The sequence below is a fragment of the Phycicoccus sp. M110.8 genome (assembly GCF_032464895.1).
In the GTDB taxonomy this organism is placed as follows: Bacteria; Actinomycetota; Actinomycetes; order Actinomycetales; family Dermatophilaceae; genus Pedococcus.
In genome coordinates this window covers 327,975-346,144 of record NZ_JAWDIC010000002.1, presented here as the reverse complement: position 1 = coordinate 346,144, position 18,170 = coordinate 327,975, and the positions used below count along the sequence as shown (strand labels likewise).

Annotated in this window: 15 protein-coding genes; 12 read left to right on the top strand and 3 right to left on the bottom strand. The window is 71.8% G+C overall.

All coding sequences use genetic code 11. From position 1 onward, the window contains the following. Nucleotides 1-30: 30 nt before the first annotated feature. From RKE38_RS13145 to cimA, 11 genes are all read left to right on the top strand, one after another. On the top strand, nucleotides 31-555 hold the full coding sequence (locus RKE38_RS13145) for a histidine phosphatase family protein (RefSeq protein WP_316007935.1): 525 nt from the start codon (nucleotides 31-33) through the stop codon (nucleotides 553-555). Nucleotides 556-624: 69 nt separating this feature from the next. Beyond that, nucleotides 625-2,346, top strand: coding sequence for a dihydroxy-acid dehydratase (gene ilvD / locus RKE38_RS13140; RefSeq protein WP_316007934.1), 1,722 nt, complete (start codon nucleotides 625-627; stop codon nucleotides 2,344-2,346). A gap of 316 nt (nucleotides 2,347-2,662) precedes the next feature. Beyond that, nucleotides 2,663-4,519, top strand: a complete 1,857-nt coding sequence (locus tag RKE38_RS13135; RefSeq protein ID WP_410055464.1) for an acetolactate synthase large subunit — start codon at nucleotides 2,663-2,665, stop codon at nucleotides 4,517-4,519. Continuing rightward, a complete protein-coding gene (gene ilvN, locus RKE38_RS13130; RefSeq protein WP_316007932.1) occupies nucleotides 4,516-5,028 on the top strand; it encodes an acetolactate synthase small subunit in 513 nt (170 codons plus the stop codon). The genes RKE38_RS13135 and ilvN overlap by 4 nt, the downstream gene beginning before the upstream one ends. 90 nt (nucleotides 5,029-5,118) lie before the next feature. Next, nucleotides 5,119-6,147: a ketol-acid reductoisomerase gene (ilvC, locus tag RKE38_RS13125; protein WP_316007931.1), complete on the top strand. Its 1,029-nt coding sequence runs from the start codon at nucleotides 5,119-5,121 to the stop codon at nucleotides 6,145-6,147. 226 nt (nucleotides 6,148-6,373) lie between these two features. Continuing rightward, nucleotides 6,374-6,853: a DedA family protein gene (locus RKE38_RS13120; protein ID WP_316007930.1), complete on the top strand. Its 480-nt coding sequence runs from the start codon at nucleotides 6,374-6,376 to the stop codon at nucleotides 6,851-6,853. A 160-nt stretch (nucleotides 6,854-7,013) separates the two neighbouring features. Beyond that, on the top strand, nucleotides 7,014-8,600 hold the full coding sequence (gene serA, locus RKE38_RS13115) for a phosphoglycerate dehydrogenase (RefSeq protein WP_316007929.1): 1,587 nt from the start codon (nucleotides 7,014-7,016) through the stop codon (nucleotides 8,598-8,600). Between the two features lie 324 nt (nucleotides 8,601-8,924). Further along, nucleotides 8,925-9,023, top strand: a complete 99-nt coding sequence (locus RKE38_RS13110) for a 3-isopropylmalate dehydrogenase (RefSeq protein WP_316007928.1) — start codon at nucleotides 8,925-8,927, stop codon at nucleotides 9,021-9,023. A 123-nt stretch (nucleotides 9,024-9,146) separates the two neighbouring features. Next, nucleotides 9,147-10,223: a 3-isopropylmalate dehydrogenase gene (locus RKE38_RS13105; protein ID WP_316007927.1), complete on the top strand. Its 1,077-nt coding sequence runs from the start codon at nucleotides 9,147-9,149 to the stop codon at nucleotides 10,221-10,223. 90 nt (nucleotides 10,224-10,313) lie between these two features. Further along, complete coding sequence (locus RKE38_RS13100; protein ID WP_316007926.1) at nucleotides 10,314-11,426, top strand: branched-chain amino acid aminotransferase; 1,113 nt, start codon at nucleotides 10,314-10,316, stop codon at nucleotides 11,424-11,426. Nucleotides 11,427-11,964: 538 nt separating this feature from the next. Beyond that, nucleotides 11,965-13,545 (top strand): citramalate synthase, encoded by a 1,581-nt coding sequence (gene cimA, locus RKE38_RS13095; protein WP_316007925.1) that lies wholly within the window; start codon nucleotides 11,965-11,967, stop codon nucleotides 13,543-13,545. Between the two features lie 268 nt (nucleotides 13,546-13,813). Here cimA and RKE38_RS13090 read toward each other — a convergent pair whose 3' ends face one another. Further along, the gene (locus tag RKE38_RS13090) at nucleotides 13,814-15,250 is read right to left on the bottom strand and encodes a PAS domain-containing protein (RefSeq protein ID WP_316007924.1); all 1,437 of its coding nucleotides are present in this window, start codon (nucleotides 15,248-15,250) and stop codon (nucleotides 13,814-13,816) included. A 106-nt stretch (nucleotides 15,251-15,356) separates the two neighbouring features. Further along, nucleotides 15,357-15,782 carry a response regulator gene (locus tag RKE38_RS13085; RefSeq protein ID WP_316007923.1) on the bottom strand — a complete coding sequence of 142 codons (426 nt, stop codon included), beginning with the start codon at nucleotides 15,780-15,782 and terminating at the stop codon, nucleotides 15,357-15,359. A 124-nt stretch (nucleotides 15,783-15,906) separates the two neighbouring features. On the opposite strand from RKE38_RS13085, the gene RKE38_RS13080 reads away from it, so the two are divergent. After that, complete coding sequence (locus RKE38_RS13080; RefSeq protein WP_316007922.1) at nucleotides 15,907-16,587, top strand: response regulator transcription factor; 681 nt, start codon at nucleotides 15,907-15,909, stop codon at nucleotides 16,585-16,587. Nucleotides 16,588-16,711: 124 nt separating this feature from the next. Here the strand turns inward: RKE38_RS13080 and argG are convergent, their stop codons facing one another. Then, on the bottom strand, nucleotides 16,712-18,139 hold the full coding sequence (gene argG / locus RKE38_RS13075) for an argininosuccinate synthase (protein WP_316007921.1): 1,428 nt from the start codon (nucleotides 18,137-18,139) through the stop codon (nucleotides 16,712-16,714). Nucleotides 18,140-18,170 lie beyond the last annotated feature (31 nt).

Sequence of the window (18,170 nt, the reverse complement as noted above, 5' to 3'; positions counted from 1 at the left end):
CTGAGGCGCGAACAGGGCCATCCTCGGGGTATGACCAGTGCCGGCGACGACAAGGTGCTCCTGCTCCTTCGGCACGCCAAGGCAGAGCAGGTCCTCGGCAAGCCCGACCACGAGCGCGAGCTGACCGGTCGGGGCCGGCGCGACGCCACCGCCGCCGGCCGGTGGCTGCACGAGCAGGGTCTGGGTGCCGAGCTGGTGCTGTGCTCCACCGCGACCCGCACCCGCCAGACCTGGGAGTGGGCGGCCCGGGGCGGAGCCTGCGGCGAGTCAGTGCAGTACGACTCGACCCTCTACGGCGGCGGGACGCAGGGGGTCCTGCAGACGGTCCGCGAGCTCGGTGGGGAGGCCTCGGTCGTCCTCGTCGTCGGCCACAACCCGACCATGGCGGTGCTGGCGAGCTCGCTCGCGGAGGGGGACGGGTCGGTGCTGGCGCACGAGTGCCTGGCCGAGGGCTTCCCGACCTCGTCGGTCGCGGTGCTGCGCTACGCCGGGGCGTGGGAGCACCTGGACACGGGGTCGGCGCGGCTCGAGCGGTGCCACACGGCGCGCGGGTGACCAGGCCGGCTCGTCTGCAGCGTGAGACCCGCGTCCCACGTGCTGGACTGCGGTCCTAGACTGCGGACCATGACGACCCCCGAGCACAGCACCCCCGACGGCGTCGACATCAAGCCGCGCAGCCGCGACGTCACCGACGGCCTCGAGAAGACGGCCGCGCGCGGGATGCTCCGGGCGGTCGGCATGGGCGACGACGACTTCGCCAAGCCGCAGATCGGCGTCGCGTCGTCGTGGAACGAGATCACCCCCTGCAACCTCTCCCTCGACCGGCTCGCCAAGGCGGTCAAGGACGGGGTGCACGCCGGCGGCGGGTTCCCGCTGGAGTTCGGCACGATCTCGGTCTCCGACGGCATCTCGATGGGCCACGAGGGCATGCACTTCTCGCTCGTCAGCCGCGAGATCATCGCCGACTCGGTCGAGACCGTCATGAACGCCGAGCGGCTCGACGGCTCGGTCATGCTGGCCGGCTGCGACAAGTCGCTGCCGGGCATGCTCATGGCCGCCGCGCGGCTCGACCTGGCGTCGGTGTTCCTGTATGCCGGGTCGATCCTCCCCGGCGTGGCCAAGCTCTCGGACGGCACCGAGAAGGAGGTCACGATCATCGACGCGTTCGAGGCGGTCGGGGCCTGTGCCGCGGGCAAGATGTCGCGCGAGGACGTCGACGCCATCGAGCGCGCGATCTGCCCCGGCGAGGGCGCCTGCGGCGGCATGTACACCGCCAACACCATGGCCACCGTCGGTGAGGCGATGGGCATGTCCCTCCCCGGCTCGGCCGCCCCGCCTGCCACGGACCGGCGCCGCGACGCCTACGCCCGCAAGTCCGGCGAGGCGGTCGTCAACCTGCTCCGCCGTGGCATCACCGCGCGCGACATCATGACGAAGGAGGCGTTCGAGAACGCCATCGCGGTCGTCATGGCCTTCGGTGGCTCGACCAACGCCGTCCTGCACCTGCTCGCGATCGCGCACGAGGCCGAGGTCGACCTGACGATCGGCGACTTCCAACGCATCGGGCGCAAGGTCCCGCACCTGGCCGACGTGAAGCCGTTCGGCTCCTTCGTCATGAAGGACATCGACCACATCGGCGGCATCCCGGTGGTGCTCAAGACGCTGCTCGACGCCGACCTGCTCCACGGCGACTGCCTCACCGTCACCGGGAAGACCATGGCCGAGAACCTCGAGGAGCTCGCCCCGCCGCACATCGACGGGCGCGTCATCCGCGACATGGCGCAGCCGATCCACAAGACCGGCGGCCTCACCATCCTCACCGGGTCGCTCGCACCGGAGGGCGCGGTCGTGAAGACGGCCGGCTTCGACGACGAGGTCTTCGAGGGCACCGCGCGCGTCTTCGACGGCGAGCGGGCGGCCATGGACGCCGTGGAGTCGGGCTCGCTCAAGCCCAACGACGTCGTCGTGATCCGGTACGAGGGGCCCAAGGGCGGGCCCGGCATGCGCGAGATGCTCGCGGTGACCGGCGCGATCAAGGGCGCGGGGCTGGGCAAGGACGTGCTGCTGCTGACCGACGGCCGGTTCTCCGGCGGGACGACCGGCCTGTGCGTGGGCCACGTCGCGCCCGAGGCGGTCGACGAGGGGCCGATCGCGTTCGTCCGTGACGGCGACGGCATCCGGCTCGACGTCGCGAACGCCACGCTCGACCTGCTGGTCGACGAGGACGAGCTCGCCCGCCGGCGCGCCGAGGGCGTGACCCACCCCGAGCCGAAGTACACGCGCGGCGTGCTCGCGAAGTACCGCAAGCTCGTCGGCTCCGCCAGCGGCGGGGCGGTCTGCGGCTGACACCGAGGGGGAGCGGACGTGTCGGTCCTGTGACTGAGACGACACGTCCGCATGGTGGTACGCGTCGTCTCGCACGTTGACACCCCGCCGACGCGGCGGGAGAGTGCTCGTGTGGCACGGATTCTCGTACTTCCCTAGCGCGCAGGCACTCTTCCCCGAGAGCCCGCGCGCTGCCCTCCGTCGTCCCCGCCACGGGACTGGGGGGCATTTTTTGTGAACCGACACGGTGTGGCCCGACCCAGCGAGAAGCGAAAGCAGTGAGATCGACGTGAGCGACGCGAGAACGGCACCGACGCCGGCGCCCAGCCCGAGCCAGGTGGCGCAGCAGGCCCGCGCCAAGACCCCCACCCAGGTCACGGGTGCCCAGAGCCTCGTGCTCTCGCTCGAGGCCGTGGGCGTCGACACCGTCTTCGGCATCCCCGGCGGCGCGATCCTCCCGGCATACGACCCGCTGCTGGACTCCACGAAGGTGCGCCACATCCTCGTGCGCCACGAGCAGGGCGCGGGCCACGCGGCCGAGGGCTACGCCAGCGCCACCGGCAGGGTCGGTGTCTGCATGGCGACCTCGGGCCCCGGCGCGACCAACCTCGTCACCGCCATCGCCGACGCCTACATGGACTCGGTCCCGATGGTGGCGATCACCGGCCAGGTCAGCTCGAGCGCGATCGGGACGGACGCCTTCCAGGAGGCCGACATCCGCGGCATCACGATGCCGATCACCAAGCACAACTACCTCGTGACCGATGCGGCCGAGATCCCGCGCGTGGTCGCCGAGGCCTTCCACATCGCCTCGACCGGGCGTCCCGGCCCGGTCCTGGTCGACATCTCCAAGGACGCCCTGCAGGCGCGGACCGTCTTCTCGTGGCCGCCGAAGTTCGACCTGCCGGGCTACCGGCCCGTCGCCCGCCCGCACAACAAGCAGATCCGCGAGGCGGCCCGGCTCGTCGCCGAGGCCAAGCGCCCGGTCCTCTACGTCGGGGGCGGTGTCGTCCGCGGGCACGCGTCGGAGGAGCTGCGGGCGTTCGTCGAGCTCACGCAGATCCCCGTCGTGACCACGCTCATGGCGCGGGGCGCGGTGCCCGACAGCCACCCCCTGCACCTCGGCATGCCGGGCATGCACGGCTCGGTCGCGGCGGTCACCGCCCTGCAGAAGTCGGACCTGCTCATCACCCTCGGCGCGCGGTTCGACGACCGGGTCACGGGCCTGTTGTCGACCTTCGCCCCCGAGGCCAAGGTGATCCACGCCGACATCGACCCGGCCGAGATCTCCAAGAACCGCGTCGCCGACGTCCCGATCGTCGGTGACGTGCGCGAGGTGCTGACCGAGCTGACCGCCGCCGTGACGGCCGACCACCAGGCCGGCAAGGAGGGCGACTACGCCGCCTGGCGCGAGCAGACCGCGGGCTGGAAGGCGACCTTCCCGCTCGGCTACACCACGCCCGAGGGTGAGGAGACCGTCGCGCCGCAGCAGGTCATCGAGCGCATCGGCGCCATCGCGGGGCCGGAGGCCACCTACGTCGCCGGCGTCGGACAGCACCAGATGTGGGCGGCGCAGTTCGTGCAGTACGAGCGCCCGAACGCCTGGCTCAACAGTGGTGGCCTCGGCACGATGGGGTATGCCGTGCCGGCCGCCATGGGCGCCAAGGTCGCCGAGCCCGAGCGCACCGTCTGGGCGATCGACGGCGACGGCTGCTTCCAGATGACCAACCAGGAGCTCGCGACCTGCGTCATCAACAACATCCCGATCAAGGTCGCCGTCATCAACAACAGCAGCCTGGGCATGGTCCGGCAGTGGCAGTCGCTGTTCTACAACGAGCGGTACTCCAACACCGACCTGCACACGTCCGTCGGCCGCCGCGTGCCCGACTTCGTCAAGCTCGCCGAGGCCTACGGCTGCGTCGGCCTGCGGTGCGAGCGGCCGGAGGACATCGACGCGACGATCGCCAAGGCCATGGAGATCAACGACGTCCCGGTCGTCGTCGACTTCGTCGTCCACCGTGACGCGATGGTCTGGCCGATGGTCCCCGCCGGCGTGAGCAACGACGCCATCCAGGTGGCCAAGGACACCGCGCCGCAGTGGGACCGCGAGGACGACACGACGGCGGAGGAGGCCGTGGCCGACCAGGTCGCGGCGGAGCAGGCGGCAGCACAGCAGGAGGCGAACCGCGCATGAGCAAGCACACGCTGTCGGTCCTGGTCGAGAACAAGCCCGGTGTGCTGGCGCGCATCGCGGCGCTGTTCTCGCGGCGGGGCTTCAACATCGACTCCCTCGCCGTGGGCCCGACCGAGCACGCCGAGATCTCGCGGATGACGGTCGTCGTCGACGTCGAGGACCTCCCGCTGGAGCAGGTGACCAAGCAGCTCAACAAGCTCGTCGAGGTGCTCAAGGTCGTCGAGCTCGAGCCGAACGCCTCGGTCCAGCGCGAGATCCTGCTCGTGAAGGTCCGCACCGACCTCAACAGCCGCAGCCACGTCCTGGAGACGGTGCAGCTGTTCCGCGCCAAGGTCGTCGACGTCGCGAGCGACACGCTCACGATCGAGGTCACCGGCAACCGGGACAAGCTGACCGCCTTCCTCGAGGTGCTCGAGCCGTTCGGGGTCAAGGAGCTCGTGCAGTCCGGGATGGTGGCCATCGGGCGCGGCTCGCGCTCGATCACCGACCGGGCGCTGCGCTCCGCCTGACCCCCGCGCCGTGGTGAGCTCACGGCATACCGAAGACGCACCGAAACCGAACCAGCAGAACGAAACCCGCAACCTAAGGAGTTGGCCACCGTGGCCGAGATGTTCTACGACGACGACGCTGACCTGAGTGTGGTCCAGGGCAAGAAGGTGGCCGTGATCGGCTACGGCAGCCAGGGCCACGCCCACGCGCTCAACCTGCGCGACTCGGGCGTCGACGTCCGCGTCGGCCTGGCCGAGGGCAGCAAGAGCCGGGCGAAGGCCGAGAACGAGGGCCTCACCGTGAAGTCCGTCGCCGACGCCGTGAAGGAGGCCGACCTCGTCGTCATCCTCACCCCGGACCAGGTGCAGCGGACGGTGTACGCCAACGACATCCAGCCCAACCTCAAGGAGGGCGCGGCGCTGCTGTTCGGCCACGGCTTCAACATCCGGTTCGGCTACATCAAGCCCGAGGCCGGCTCGGACGTCGTCATGGTCGCGCCCAAGGGCCCGGGTCACCTCGTGCGCCGCGAGTACGTCGATGGCCGAGGCGTGCCGGTGCTGCTCGCGGTCGAGCAGGACGCCAGCGGCACGGCCTGGGACCTCGCGAAGTCCTACGCCAAGGCGATCGGCGGCCTGCGCGCCGGCGGCATCAGGACGACGTTCACCGAGGAGACCGAGACCGACCTGTTCGGTGAGCAGTCGGTGCTCTGCGGTGGCGCGAGCCAGCTGATCATGTACGGCTTCGAGACCCTGGTCGAGGCCGGCTACCAGCCCGAGGTCGCGTACTTCGAGTGCCTGCACGAGCTCAAGCTCATCGTCGACCTCATGGTCGAGGGCGGCATCGCCAAGCAGCGCTGGTCGGTGTCGGACACGGCCGAGTACGGCGACTACGTGTCGGGCCCCCGCGTGATCGACGAGCACGTCAAGGAGAACATGAAGGCGGTGCTCGCCGACATCAAGAGCGGTGCGTTCGCCCAGCGGTTCATCGACGACCAGGACGCCGGTGCCCCGGAGTTCAAGGCGCTGCGCGAGAAGGGTGCCCAGCACCCGATCGAGGCCACCGGCCGCGACCTGCGCAAGCTCATGGCGTGGGTGAAGGACACCGACACCGACTACGTCGAGGGCTCCGCGGCCCGCTGACGGGCGGCAAGGGTCCCACGCTCTGCGTGGGCGGACACGAGCGACGAAGGAGCGAGGCCCGGAGGCCGCCGCGGAAGCGGGCCCGAGGGTGCCGCCCGCTGACACCTTCCGCTAAACGGCGGTTGCTCGGCTTCCCGCGGGACACCAACCCGCGGGTCGTCGAGCAACCGCCGTTCTGCGTGCGGGGGAGCGGGGGCGGTCACGGGCGGCCCCTAGGGTGGGCGCCGTGAGGGAGCTCGTCGACGGTTGGCCGTATGCCGCGGTGTTCGCGCTGTTCTTCGCCAGCGGCATGGCGCGGTCCCACCTGACCTACTGGGCCGGCCGCGGCATCCGTCACGGCGGGGGACGCAGCCGGTTGGCGGGGCACCTCGACCGGCCGGTCGTGAGGCGCGCCGAGGACGTCGTGCGCCGGCTCGGGGCTCCCGTCGTCGCCCTGTCGTTCCTGACCGTCGGTCTGCAGACCGCCGTCAACGCCGCGGCCGGGTCCCTGCGGATGCCGCTGTCCCACTACCTACCGGCGACGGTCGTGGGCTCCCTGGCCTGGGCCGCGCTCTACACGACGGTGGGGTTCGCCGTGCTCCGTGCGTGGGTCGGTGGCCTCGCGTGGCCGTGGGCTGCCGCGGGGCTGGTCGCCGCGGCGCTCCTCGTCGCGGTGTCCCTCACGGTGGGGACCCGGCTGCGACGGCGGCTGGCACCCCGGGTGTGACGGCGCCGCGGTAGCGGGCGGGTCCGTCCTCGGGTGTGACGTGCGTTCCAGATGTCGAGCGACCGCATCCACATGGTGAGAGGGCGCCTATGCTGGCCGCGGGCACAGCGTGGTGCCGAGACCCCCGTCAGCCACCCCCGGAACCCTTCAAGGAACCCACGTGAGCAAGCCGATCGTCCTCATCGCCGAGGAGCTGTCCCCGGCCACCATCGACGCCCTCGGGCCCGACTTCGAGATCCGCCACGTCGACGGCGCCTCCCGCGAGGCCCTGCTGCCCGCGCTCGCCGACGCCGACGCGGTCCTCATCCGCTCCGCCACGAAGATGGACGCCGAGGCGGTCGCCGCGGCGAAGAACCTCAAGGTGATCGCGCGGGCCGGTGTGGGTCTCGACAACGTCGACGTCCCCGCCGCCACCCAGGCGGGCGTCATGGTGGTCAACGCCCCGACCTCCAACATCACGTCTGCCGCCGAGCTCGCCGTGGGCCTGCTGCTGGCCACCGCGCGCAACATCGCCCCCGCGAACCAGGCCCTCAAGGGTGGCGCGTGGAAGCGCAGCAAGTACTCCGGCGTCGAGCTGCTCGACAAGAAGGTCGGCGTGGTCGGCTTCGGTCGCATCGGCCAGCTCGTGGCCGAGCGCCTGCGCGGCTTCGGCATGGAGATCCTCGCCTACGACCCCTACGTCTCGGCCCAGCGCGCCGGGCAGCTGGGCGCCCGGCTGGTGAGCCTCGACGAGCTGCTCGAGCAGTCCGACTTCATCACCGTGCACCTGCCCAAGAGCCCGGAGACCCTCGGCCTCATCGGCAAGGAGGCGCTCACCAAGGTCAAGCCCAGCGTGCGCATCATCAATGCCGCCCGTGGCGGCATCGTCGACGAGGAGGCGCTCGCCGAGGCCCTGCGCGAGGGGCGGGTCGCCGGTGCCGGCATCGACGTCTTCGCGACCGAGCCGACCACCGAGAGCCCGCTGTTCGAGTTCGAGTCGGTCGTCGTGACCCCGCACCTCGGCGCCTCGACCGACGAGGCGCAGGAGAAGGCCGGCGTCGCCGTGGCGAAGTCGGTGCGGCTCGCACTCGGCGGCGACCTCGTGCCCGACGCGGTCAACGTGGACGGCGGCGCGGTCCCCGAGGAGGTCCGCCCCGGCATCGCCCTCGTCGAGAAGCTCGGACGCATCTTCACCGCGCTCGCCGGCTCCGTCCCCGTGCAGCTCGACGTCGACGTGCAGGGCGAGATCACCGAGCACGACGTGTCGATCTGGAAGCTGGCCGCGCTCAAGGGCCTGTTCGCCGATGTCACCGAGGACCCGGTGACCTACGTCAACGCCCCGCTGCTCGCCGAGCAGCGCGGCTGCGAGGTGCGCCTGCTCACCGACCCGTCGAGCACCGACTTCCGCAACGTCACGACGCTGCGCGGCACCCTCGCCGACGGCTCGACCGTCTCGGTGTCCGGCACCCTCACGGGCCCGCGCCTCATCGAGAAGATCGTGGGCGTCAACGGCTTCGACCTCGAGGTCGCGCTGGCCGACCACCTCGCGTTCTTCACCTACGTCGACCGCCCGGGCGTCATCGGCACGGTCGGCCGCCTGCTCGGCGACGCGCAGGTCAACATCGCCGGCATGCAGGTGGCGCGCAAGGAGCAGGGCGGCTCGGCCCTGGTCACCCTCACGGTCGACACCAAGGTCCCCGCCGACGTCCTGGGCGCCATCGCGTCCGAGGTGGGCGCCGAGGTCACCGTCGTCGACCTCGCCGACTGACGCCTCCCCACGCCTCACCCACGTATGCCGTGCGGCCCCTCTCCGGGGTCGCACGGCATACGTCGTCGTGGGGGAGCGGCACGGGCGTCTCAAGGGTCGGCGGGCGTCTCACACACTGGGAAACGGGTTCCAGATAGTTGGACGTCCACGTAATCTCGAAGCATGGCGCGGCAGCTGGTGATTCTTAGCAGCCGCGGCGAGTTCCGGTAGTCAGCCAGCTCGCCGCGGAGATCCCGCCGTGCGTGGCTGACAGCGGCCCCCTGGAACCCAGGGCTGGCCCCCGAAACCCCAAGACCCCGAATCCCTGTCCGCACAGGGAGATCCGTGAAGGAAGCGATCGTGATGAGCGAAGAGGCCCAGAAGGCGCGTCAGGCACTGCAGGAGTCGATGGACCTGCGCGAGCAGGGTCACTCGGACGACTGAGACCCTCCCCGGGGTGGCCTGAGAGCCACCCCTCGACGAACGGCCCCGATCCCCGCGATCCGGGGCCGTTCGTCATCTGAGACACACATATCGCATGCCAAGACGATCCCTAGGCTGGTTCCCATGAGCTCCGACCCCGCCACGACCCCGTCGTCCGACACCGTCGCCCTCGCCGTCATCGGCGGGGACGGGATCGGCCCGGAGGTCGTCGCCGAGGGCCTGAAGGTCCTCGAGGCGGTCACGGCCGGCAGCGGAACCAAGTTCCACACGACCGAGTACGACCTGGGCGCCCGTCGCTGGCACGCCACCGGCGAGACGCTGCCCGACTCGGTGCTCGAGGAGCTGCGCGGCCACGACGCGATCCTGCTCGGCGCGATCGGGGACCCGACGGTCCCGAGCGGCGTCCTCGAGCGGGGCGTCCTGCTGCCGCTGCGGTTCGCGCTCGAGCACTACGTGAACCTGCGCCCGGCCAAGCTGTACCCGGGCGTCCAGAGCCCGCTCGCCGTCGAGCGGGTCGCCCCCGACGGCATCGACTTCGTCGTCGTGCGCGAGGGCACCGAGGGCCCGTACACCGGCAACGGCGGCTCGCTGCGCACCGGCACCCCGAACGAGATCGCCACCGAGGTCAGCGTCAACACGCGGTTCGGCGTCGAGCGGGTCGTCCGCGACGCGTTCGCCCGCGCCCAGGCGCGCCCGCGCAAGCACCTGACGCTCGTGCACAAGCACAACGTGCTCACCCACGCGGGGCACCTGTGGCGCCGCACGGTCGAGGAGGTCGGGGCGGAGTTCCCCGACGTCGAGACGGCCTACCAGCACGTCGACGCGGCCACCATCTTCCTGGCCACCGACCCGGGGCGGTTCGACGTCATCGTCACCGACAACCTCTTCGGCGACATCATCACCGACATCGCCGCAGCGATCGCCGGCGGCATCGGCCTGGCCGCCAGCGGCAACATCAACCCCGACCGGACCGCGCCAAGCATGTTCGAGCCGGTCCACGGGTCGGCCCCCGACATCGCCGGCCAGGGCAAGGCCGACCCCACCGCGACGATCCTCTCCGTCGCCATGCTGCTCGAGCACCTCGGCCGCCCCGAGGAGGCCGCCCGCGTCGAGGCGGCCGTGGCGGCGGACCTCGCCGAGCGGGGCAGCTCGGTACGCAGCACCACCGAGGTCGGCGACGCGGTCGCCGCCCGGCTCTAGGTCCCCGGCGGCGCCCGCCTCTCCTGCCCGACGCGCCCGGCCGGGCAGGTAACCTCGGCAGGAGAACCCGCACCGTCGCAGGAGGACTCCATGAGCCAGACCGCCGCCCCGTTGACCTTCGAGGTCACCCGCCGCACCGACCCGCGGCCGGACGCGGAGCGCGAGGCCGTACTGGCGAACCCCGGCTTCGGGACGACCTTCACCGACCACATGGTCACGGCCACGTGGACGCGCGACGAGGGTTGGCACGACGGCAGGGTCACGGCATACGGGCCCATCACGCTCATGCCGTCGGCGGCGGTCCTGCACTACGCGCAGGAGATCTTCGAGGGCATGAAGGCCTACCGGCACGAGGACGGGTCCATCTGGACCTTCCGCCCGGAGGCCAACGCCCAGCGGATGCTGCGCAGCTCCACGCGGATGGCGCTGCCGCAGCTGCCGGAGGACGACTTCCTCGCCTCGCTGCGCGCGCTGGTCGAGGTGGACCAGGCCTGGGTGCCGGCGTACGACGGCGGCGAGAAGAGCCTGTACCTGCGGCCGTTCATGTACGCCTCGGAGGCGTTCCTCGGCGTGCGCCCGGCCGCCGAGGTGACCTACTCAGTGATCGCCTCGCCGGCAGGCGCCTACTTCAGCGGCGGCATCAAGCCGGTCACCCTGTGGCTCTCGGAGCACTACGCCCGGGCGGGGGAGGGTGGCACCGGCGCGGCCAAGTGCGGCGGCAACTACGCCTCCTCGCTCGCCGGCCAGCTCGAGGGCATCGAGCACGGGTGCGACCAAGCGGTGTTCCTCGACTCCTCGACGCACACCTACGTCGAGGAGCTCGGCGGCATGAACCTGTTCTTCGTCACCCGGGACAACCGGCTGGTCACGCCCGAGCTGACCGGCTCCATCCTCGAGGGCGTCACGCGGTCATCGGTGCTCGAGCTCGGCAAGGAGCTCGGGCTGACGGTCGAGGAGCGCCGGGTGCCGATCTCGGAGTGGAAGGACGGAGCGGCGTCGGGGGAGATCGCCGAGATCTTCGCCTGTGGGACGGCCGCGGTCATCACGCCCGTGGGCGAGATGCGCTGGGACGGCGGCTCGTGCGACCACCGCCGGGGCGGCGAGGACATCGGCGAGGTCACCTCGACGATCCGGACGCGCCTGCTCGACATCCAGTACGGCCGCACCGAGGACACCCACGGCTGGATGACCCGCCTGGTCTGAGCGGGAGTCGCCCGGTGGGCCCGGCGGGCTCGCCCCGGTGCGCTCACCCCGGTGCGCTCAGCCCGGTGCGCTCAGCCCGGTGCGCTCAGCCCGGTGCGCCCACCTGCAGGCGCCCACCCCGGCGTTCCCCAGCCCCCTGCCCTTGTCGCGTGCTGTGCGTTGCCCCACCACCCGGGGCAACGCACAGCAGCGCCGGCCCGCCCTCGGACGGAGAGTCGGCGCCCACCATCCGGACGCGGCATACCAGTGGCCGGACGAGGGTGTCACCATGGGTGCATGACGTCCTGGCACGTGGCCACCGCCACGGTGATTATCGACTAGCGCGACGAGACTCCTCCCGTCGCGCAGACCTCCCGCACCCGGGGGGTCTTTTCGTTTGTGAAGCACGGTCCGTTCGTGCAGCACAGCGTTTGTGGCGACGTCCCGGCCCACCCCCGCCGGACGTCGGGCACGGCGGAGGACAATGACCACCAGGACGACAGACGTCACGGGCCACCCTGCGGTGGCCCGCCCGCGAGAACGGCCCCGAGGACCCACGATGAGCGACCTGCACGTCTACGACACGACCCTGCGCGACGGCGCGCAGCAGGAGGGGCTCAACCTCTCCGTCGCCGACAAGCTCGCCATCGCGGCGCACCTCGACGAGCTGGGCGTCGGCTTCATCGAGGGCGGCTGGCCGGGCGCGAACCCCAAGGACACGGAGTTCTTCGCCCGGGCCCGCACCGAGCTGCAGCTGCGCAACGCCACGCTCGCGGCGTTCGGCGCGACCCGGCGGGCCGGCGGCGTGGCTGCCGACGACCCGCTGGTCTGCGCCCTGCTCGACTCCCAGGCGCCGGTCGTCACCCTCGTGGCGAAGTCGCACGTGCGCCACGTCGAGTCAGCGCTGCGCACCACCCTGGAGGAGAACCTCGCCATGGTGCGCGACACCGTCTCCTTCCTCACCGGCGAGGGCCGGCGGGTGTTCCTGGATGCCGAGCACTTCTTCGACGGGTATGCCGCGGACCGCGCCTACGCGCTCGAGGTCGTGCGCACCGCGCTCGAGGCGGGCGCCGAGGTCGTGGCCCTGTGCGACACCAACGGCGGCATGCTGCCCGGCCAGGTGGCCGATGTCGTGGGGGACACCGTCGCCGCCACCGCGGGTCGCGTCGGCATCCACTGCCACAACGACACCGGGTGCGCCGTGGCGAACTCGATGGCGGCCGTCGAGGCGGGCGCCAGCCACGTCCAGGGCACCATCAACGGGTACGGCGAGCGCACCGGCAACGCCGACCTGCTCACCGTCGTGAGCAACCTGCAGATCAAGCGTGGGCTGCCCCTGCTGCAGCCCGAGCGGCTGCGCGAGGCGACGCGGATCGCGCACTCGATCAGCGAGATCACGAATGTCCCGCCCTACTCGCGCCAGCCCTACGTCGGCGCCAGCGCGTTCGCGCACAAGGCCGGTCTGCACGCCAGCGCGATCAAGGTCGACCCCGACCTCTACCAGCACACCGACCCGCAGCACGTCGGCAACGACATGCGCATGCTCGTGTCGGACATGGCCGGCCGTGCCTCGATCGAGCTCAAGGGCCGCGAGCTGGGCTACGACCTGTCGGGCGACCCGGAGCTGCTGGCCCGCGTCCTCGCGACGGTCAAGGAGCTCGAGCTGCGCGGCTACACCTTCGACGCGGCCGACGCGTCGTTCGAGCTGCTGCTGCGCCGCGAGGTGGAGGGCGCCACGCACGACTTCTTCGAGGTCGAGTCCTGGCGGGTCATCACCGACGCCCGTGGTGGCGAGGACGCGCTGTCCGAGGCCACGGTGAAGGTGGTGGCCGGTGGCCAGCGGGTCGTCGCGACCGGCGAGGGCAACGGCCCCGTCAACGCGCTCGACCACGCGCTGCGGCAGGCGCTCGTCCCGGCATACCCCGAGCTCGACAAGCTCGAGCTGATCGACTTCCGCGTCCGCATCCTCGACGCGGCGCACGGCACCGACGCGGTCACCCGCGTGCTCATCGAGACCTCCGACGGGTCCACCTCCTGGGAGACCATCGGCGTGGCCGGCAACATCATCGAGGCGTCGTGGCAGGCGCTCGTGGACGGCGTCACCTACGGCCTGGTGCGCGCGGGCGTCCCTGTCCGGTAGCGCGGGCCGGGGCCTGGGGCCCGTGCGGGTGGGGAGCCATCCGCCTGCCTGCCGGGACGAAGTCGAGCACCGACCGGTCCTCGGCGCAGGGGGGGGTATGCCGGGACCGGCCGGTGCTCGGAACGCCCAGGCGTCTGCGGGGAGGCCGGGCGGTGGAGCGCCGACCGGCCCTCAGGGGACGTGGACCGGTCGGCGTACTCCTTACCCTCGCGCACGGGCGACCCTCGCCGCCCGGTGCCGCGGTCGCAATTCGCCTAGTGCATGGGGATCAGTGCGTACCGGGCAGCCACAGCGAGACGCGCGTGCCGCCCTCGGGGCGCTCCTCCACCGAGCACCGGCCGCCCGCCAGGGTGGCCCGGTCACGCATGCCGGACACGCCCCGGTGCCCGGGCAGCGAGGACTCGACGCCGTCGCCGGGACCCACGCCGTCGTCGTCGACGAGGACCTGGAGGCCGTCGTCGACCCCCGACACCAGCACCGAGACGTGCTGGGCGCGGGCGTGCTTGAAGGCGTTGACGAGGGCCTCCTTGGCGATCCGGTAGGCGACGGCCCGGGTGGACTCGGGCATCTCCGGCTCGCCGGTGCCGTCGACGGAGCGGATGACGTCGGTGCCCTCGAACACCTCCTCGACGGCCCGCGCCAGCGCGGGGGTGACGCCCTCGTGCAGGTCCGGCGGCTCGAGGTCGAACAGCAGGGCCCGGAGGCGGTCCGTGGCCCCCCGCACGCTCTCCTGCAGCCCGTCGAGCTCGGGCAGCAGGTCCGGCGCGTGCTCGCGCAACCTGCGGCGCAGCAGGCCGAGCCGCAGGTCCACGGCGGCGCAGGCCTGGACCGGGTCGTCGTGGACGTCCGCGGCGATCCTGGCCCGCTCGGCGTCCTGGGCGTCCACGAGTCGGGTGAGCAGAGCCGAGCGCTGCTCGACGAGGTCACGCAGGGCGGCCTCCGCGGCGACCCGCTCGGTGATGTCGCGCTGCACGGTGGCAAGTGCGAACGGCTCGCCCGTGCTGATGTCGCGCATGAGGAAGCTGGCCACGACGACGGGGATCGCCGCGTCGGACTGCCACCTCTTGAGGGTCGTCTGCCCCTCCCAGTGCCCGTCGCGGACGACGGCGGGCTGCTCGACCTCGACGGAGGCGACCAGGCCCTCCGGGGTCAGGTAGTCGGCGATGGTCGTCCGGCGCACGTCGGTGTCGGCGGGCATGCCGATGAGCGTCCGCCCACCGGGGTTGAGGTACTCGACCGTGCCGTCGAGCGAGGCGATGGCGATGAAGTCGGGGGAGGCGTCGACGAGGGCCTTGAACCGGCTGAGGTCGGACGCCAGGTCCTCCACGCGTCGCCGGTCGGCCGCCGCCGCCGTCTCGCGGGCCCGCTGCTCGGTCACGTCCGTGGCCACGCCGACCGCGCCCGTGAGCCGACCCGTCTCGTCGACGAGCGGCTCGAAGTGCAGCGCGAGCCGCCTGCCCTGGAACTCCCGCTCTCCGTGGAAGCGCTCGCCGGCCAGCGCCCTGCTGATGGCCTCGGTGGCCAGCGGGTCGTCCCGGTAGACGTCGAAGAAGCTCTGGCCGAGGAGCTCGTTGTGGCCCAGCCCGATCGCCATCAGCCCCGGTCCCACCGACAGGGTGCACCGCCCCTCGGCGTCCATGCCGAAGATGACCTGGGGTCCGACATCGGCCCCGTCGTCGATCGCGAGCCAGTCGCCCTCTGCCATGCCCGTCCCCTCCAGGTCCCGACCCGCGGTGGTCGCTGGCTCATCGTAGGCACCGAGGGGGAGGGCTCGCCGTACGGGCGGCCGACGCGCACCGGGCTGCTCGCGCTCAGTGACGCGTCAGGGTGCGCAGCGCGCCGGCCGCCGTCTCCGTCGCGAGGACGACCTCACCGGCCGCGCACCGGGCCAGCAGGTCCGGCAGGGCCTCGCCGATCTGGCCCTTCGTGAGGTAGCCGACCGCTCCAGCGCGGACGACCGAGGCCACGGTGCTGGCGGTGACGTCGGCCGAGACCGCGACGACGACGGGGGCGCCGGGCAGTGCGGCGACGGCGGCGACGGCTCCCGCCCCACCGCCCGGCATACGGATGTCGAGGAGGGCCACGTCGACGGCGATCTCGGACGCCAGCCGCAGGGCGTCGTCCCCGCTGGAGGCCTGGGCGACCACGGTGAACCGGCCGTCGGACTCGATGACGTGCACGAGCGCGGCGAGCATCTGCGGGTGGTCGTCGGCGACGAGCACGCGGAGCGGGGACACGGACATTCCTGACGCGGCGAGGGGTTTCGTTGGCAATTCATTCTGCCGCCGGATGGGGGGCTCGATGCCGGTGCGCGCGCTTCCCGGCCGGTAGTGCATGGATACTAGGCGCGGAGGTGGTGTCGTGAGCGAAGGGGCCGAGGTGGCGCAGGACGCCGGGGTGGGGCAGCCGATCCGTGTCGTGATCGTCGACGACCACGAGGTGGTGGCTGCCAGCCTGGCGCGCGTCCTCGACGACGAGCCGGACGTGAGGACCGTCGGGCTGGCGAACAGCATCGCCCAGGCCCGCGCGCGGGTGCAGTCGGCCGCTCCCGACGTGCTCATCCTCGACCGGAGGCTGCCGGACGGGGACGGGGTCGAGGCGATCGCCGGCCTCAAGGCGTTGCGGCCCAGCATGAACGTGCTGGTCCTGACCGGCTCGAGCTCGGACGACGTGCTCGTGCGTGCGCTGGAGGCGGGCGCGGCCGGGTTCCTCTCCAAGACGCGCAGCCTCGGTGAGGTGACCAGCGCCGTGCGGGCCGCGGCGCAGGGTGAGGCGACCATCTCCCCGGAGATGCTGGCCCGGCTGCTGCCGAAGCTGACCCGCAGCCCGGCGCCCGGACCGACCCTCACCCGCCGCGAGGAGGAGGTCCTGGCCATGCTGGCGCGCGGCCTGTCGAACGCCGCCATCGCCGCCGAGCTCGTCGTCAGCGTCAACACCGTCCGCAACCACGTCTCGAACCTGTCGGCCAAGCTCGGCGCGCACAGCAAGCTCGAGGCGATGTCCATCGCGATCCAGCGAGGCCTGCTCTCACCCCCCGGCTGAGCCATCAGCGGGCGTCGGACGCGCCCGGTGGGATTCGCAAAACGGCGGTTGCGCGGCAACCCGCGGGACAACAACCCGCGGTATGCCGCGCAACCGCCGTTTTGCGCGAAAGGCGAGGGTTGGGTCAGTCGGTGCCGGACTCGATCGCCGCGCGGTCGAGGGCGTCGTCCTGCTCGTCGACGTCGGCCGCGCTCGGGTTCGCCGAGATGGCACGCGCGCCGCCGGGCTCGAGGTCACCCACGAGGTCCTGGTGACGGCGCACGAGCTGGCCCTGCGCGGCATACAGCTCGAGCTTGGCCCGGCTGTCGGCGATGTCGAGGTTGCGCATGGTGAGCTGGCCGATGCGGTCGACGGGGCCGAAGGCCGCGTCCTCGGTGCGCTCCATCGAGAGCTTCTCGGGGTGGTAGGAGAACGCCGGGCCCTCGGTGCGGATGATCGAGTAGTCGTCACCGCGCCGCAGCCGCAGGGTGACCTCGCCCGTGACGGCCGAGGCGACCCAGCGCTGCAGCGACTCGCGCAGCATGAGCGACTGCGGGTCGAGCCAGCGGCCCTCGTAGAGCAGACGGCCCAGCCGGCGGCCCTCGGCGTGGTAGCTCGCGATGGTGTCCTCGTTGTGGATCGCGTTGAGCAGCCGCTCGTAGGTGATGTGCAGCAGCGCCAGGCCGGGGGCCTCGTAGATGCCGCGCGACTTCGCCTCGATGATGCGGTTCTCGATCTGGTCGGACATGCCGAGGCCGTGACGGCCGCCGACCTTGTTGGCCTCGTCGACCAGGGCGACGGCGTCCCCGCCGAAGTCCTCGCCGTTGATCGCGACGGGGCGGCCCTGCTCGAACCGGACCGTCACGTCCTCGGACGCGATGTGCACCGACTCGTCCCAGAAGGCGACGCCCATGATCGGGTCGACGACCTCCATCGACTCGTCGAGGTACTCCAGCGTCTTGGCCTCGTGGGTCGCGCCCCAGATGTTGGCGTCCGTGGAGTACGCCTTCTCGGCGCTCGCGCGGTAGGGGAGGTCGCGGGCCGTGAGCCACTGGGACATCTCGTGCCGGCCGCCGAGCTCGTGCACGAAGTCGGCGTCGAGCCACGGCTTGTAGATGCGCAGCGAGGGGTTGGCCAGCAGGCCGTAGCGGTAGAAGCGCTCGATGTCGTTGCCCTTGAAGGTCGAGCCGTCGCCCCAGATGTCGACGCCGTCCTCCTTCATGGCGCGCACGAGCAGGGTGCCGGTGACCGCGCGGCCCAGGGGAGTGGTGTTGAAGTACGTGCGGCCGCCGCTGCGGATGTGGAAGGCGCCGCAGGCGATGGCGGACAGGCCCTCCTCGACGAGGGCCGAGCGGCAGTCGACGAGGCGCGCGAGCTCGGCGCCGTACTGGCCGGCGCGGCCCGGGACGGTGTCGATCTCGGGCTCGTCGTACTGGCCGAGGTTCGCGGTGTACGTGCAGGGGACGGCCCCCTTCTCACGCATCCACGCGACCGCGACCGAGGTGTCGAGACCGCCGGAGAAGGCGATGCCGACACGTTCACCGACAGGGAGGGACGTCAGAACCTTGGACACAGCAGGTCAGCCTACGGCCCCGCTCGTCGAC

Excerpts from the sequence above, each read along its gene's own strand:
- RKE38_RS13145 (WP_316007935.1), top strand. The coding sequence starts at position 31 with ATGACCAGTGCCGGCGACGACAAGGTGCTCCTGCTCCTTCGGCACGCC.
- ilvD (WP_316007934.1), top strand. The coding sequence starts at position 625 with ATGACGACCCCCGAGCACAGCACCCCCGACGGCGTCGACATCAAGCCG.
- ilvN (WP_316007932.1), top strand. The coding sequence starts at position 4,516 with ATGAGCAAGCACACGCTGTCGGTCCTGGTCGAGAACAAGCCCGGTGTG.
- RKE38_RS13105 (WP_316007927.1), top strand. The coding sequence starts at position 9,147 with ATGAGCTCCGACCCCGCCACGACCCCGTCGTCCGACACCGTCGCCCTC.
- RKE38_RS13100 (WP_316007926.1), top strand. The coding sequence starts at position 10,314 with ATGAGCCAGACCGCCGCCCCGTTGACCTTCGAGGTCACCCGCCGCACC.
- cimA (WP_316007925.1), top strand. The coding sequence starts at position 11,965 with ATGAGCGACCTGCACGTCTACGACACGACCCTGCGCGACGGCGCGCAG.
- RKE38_RS13090 (WP_316007924.1), bottom strand. The coding sequence starts at position 15,250 with ATGGCAGAGGGCGACTGGCTCGCGATCGACGACGGGGCCGATGTCGGA.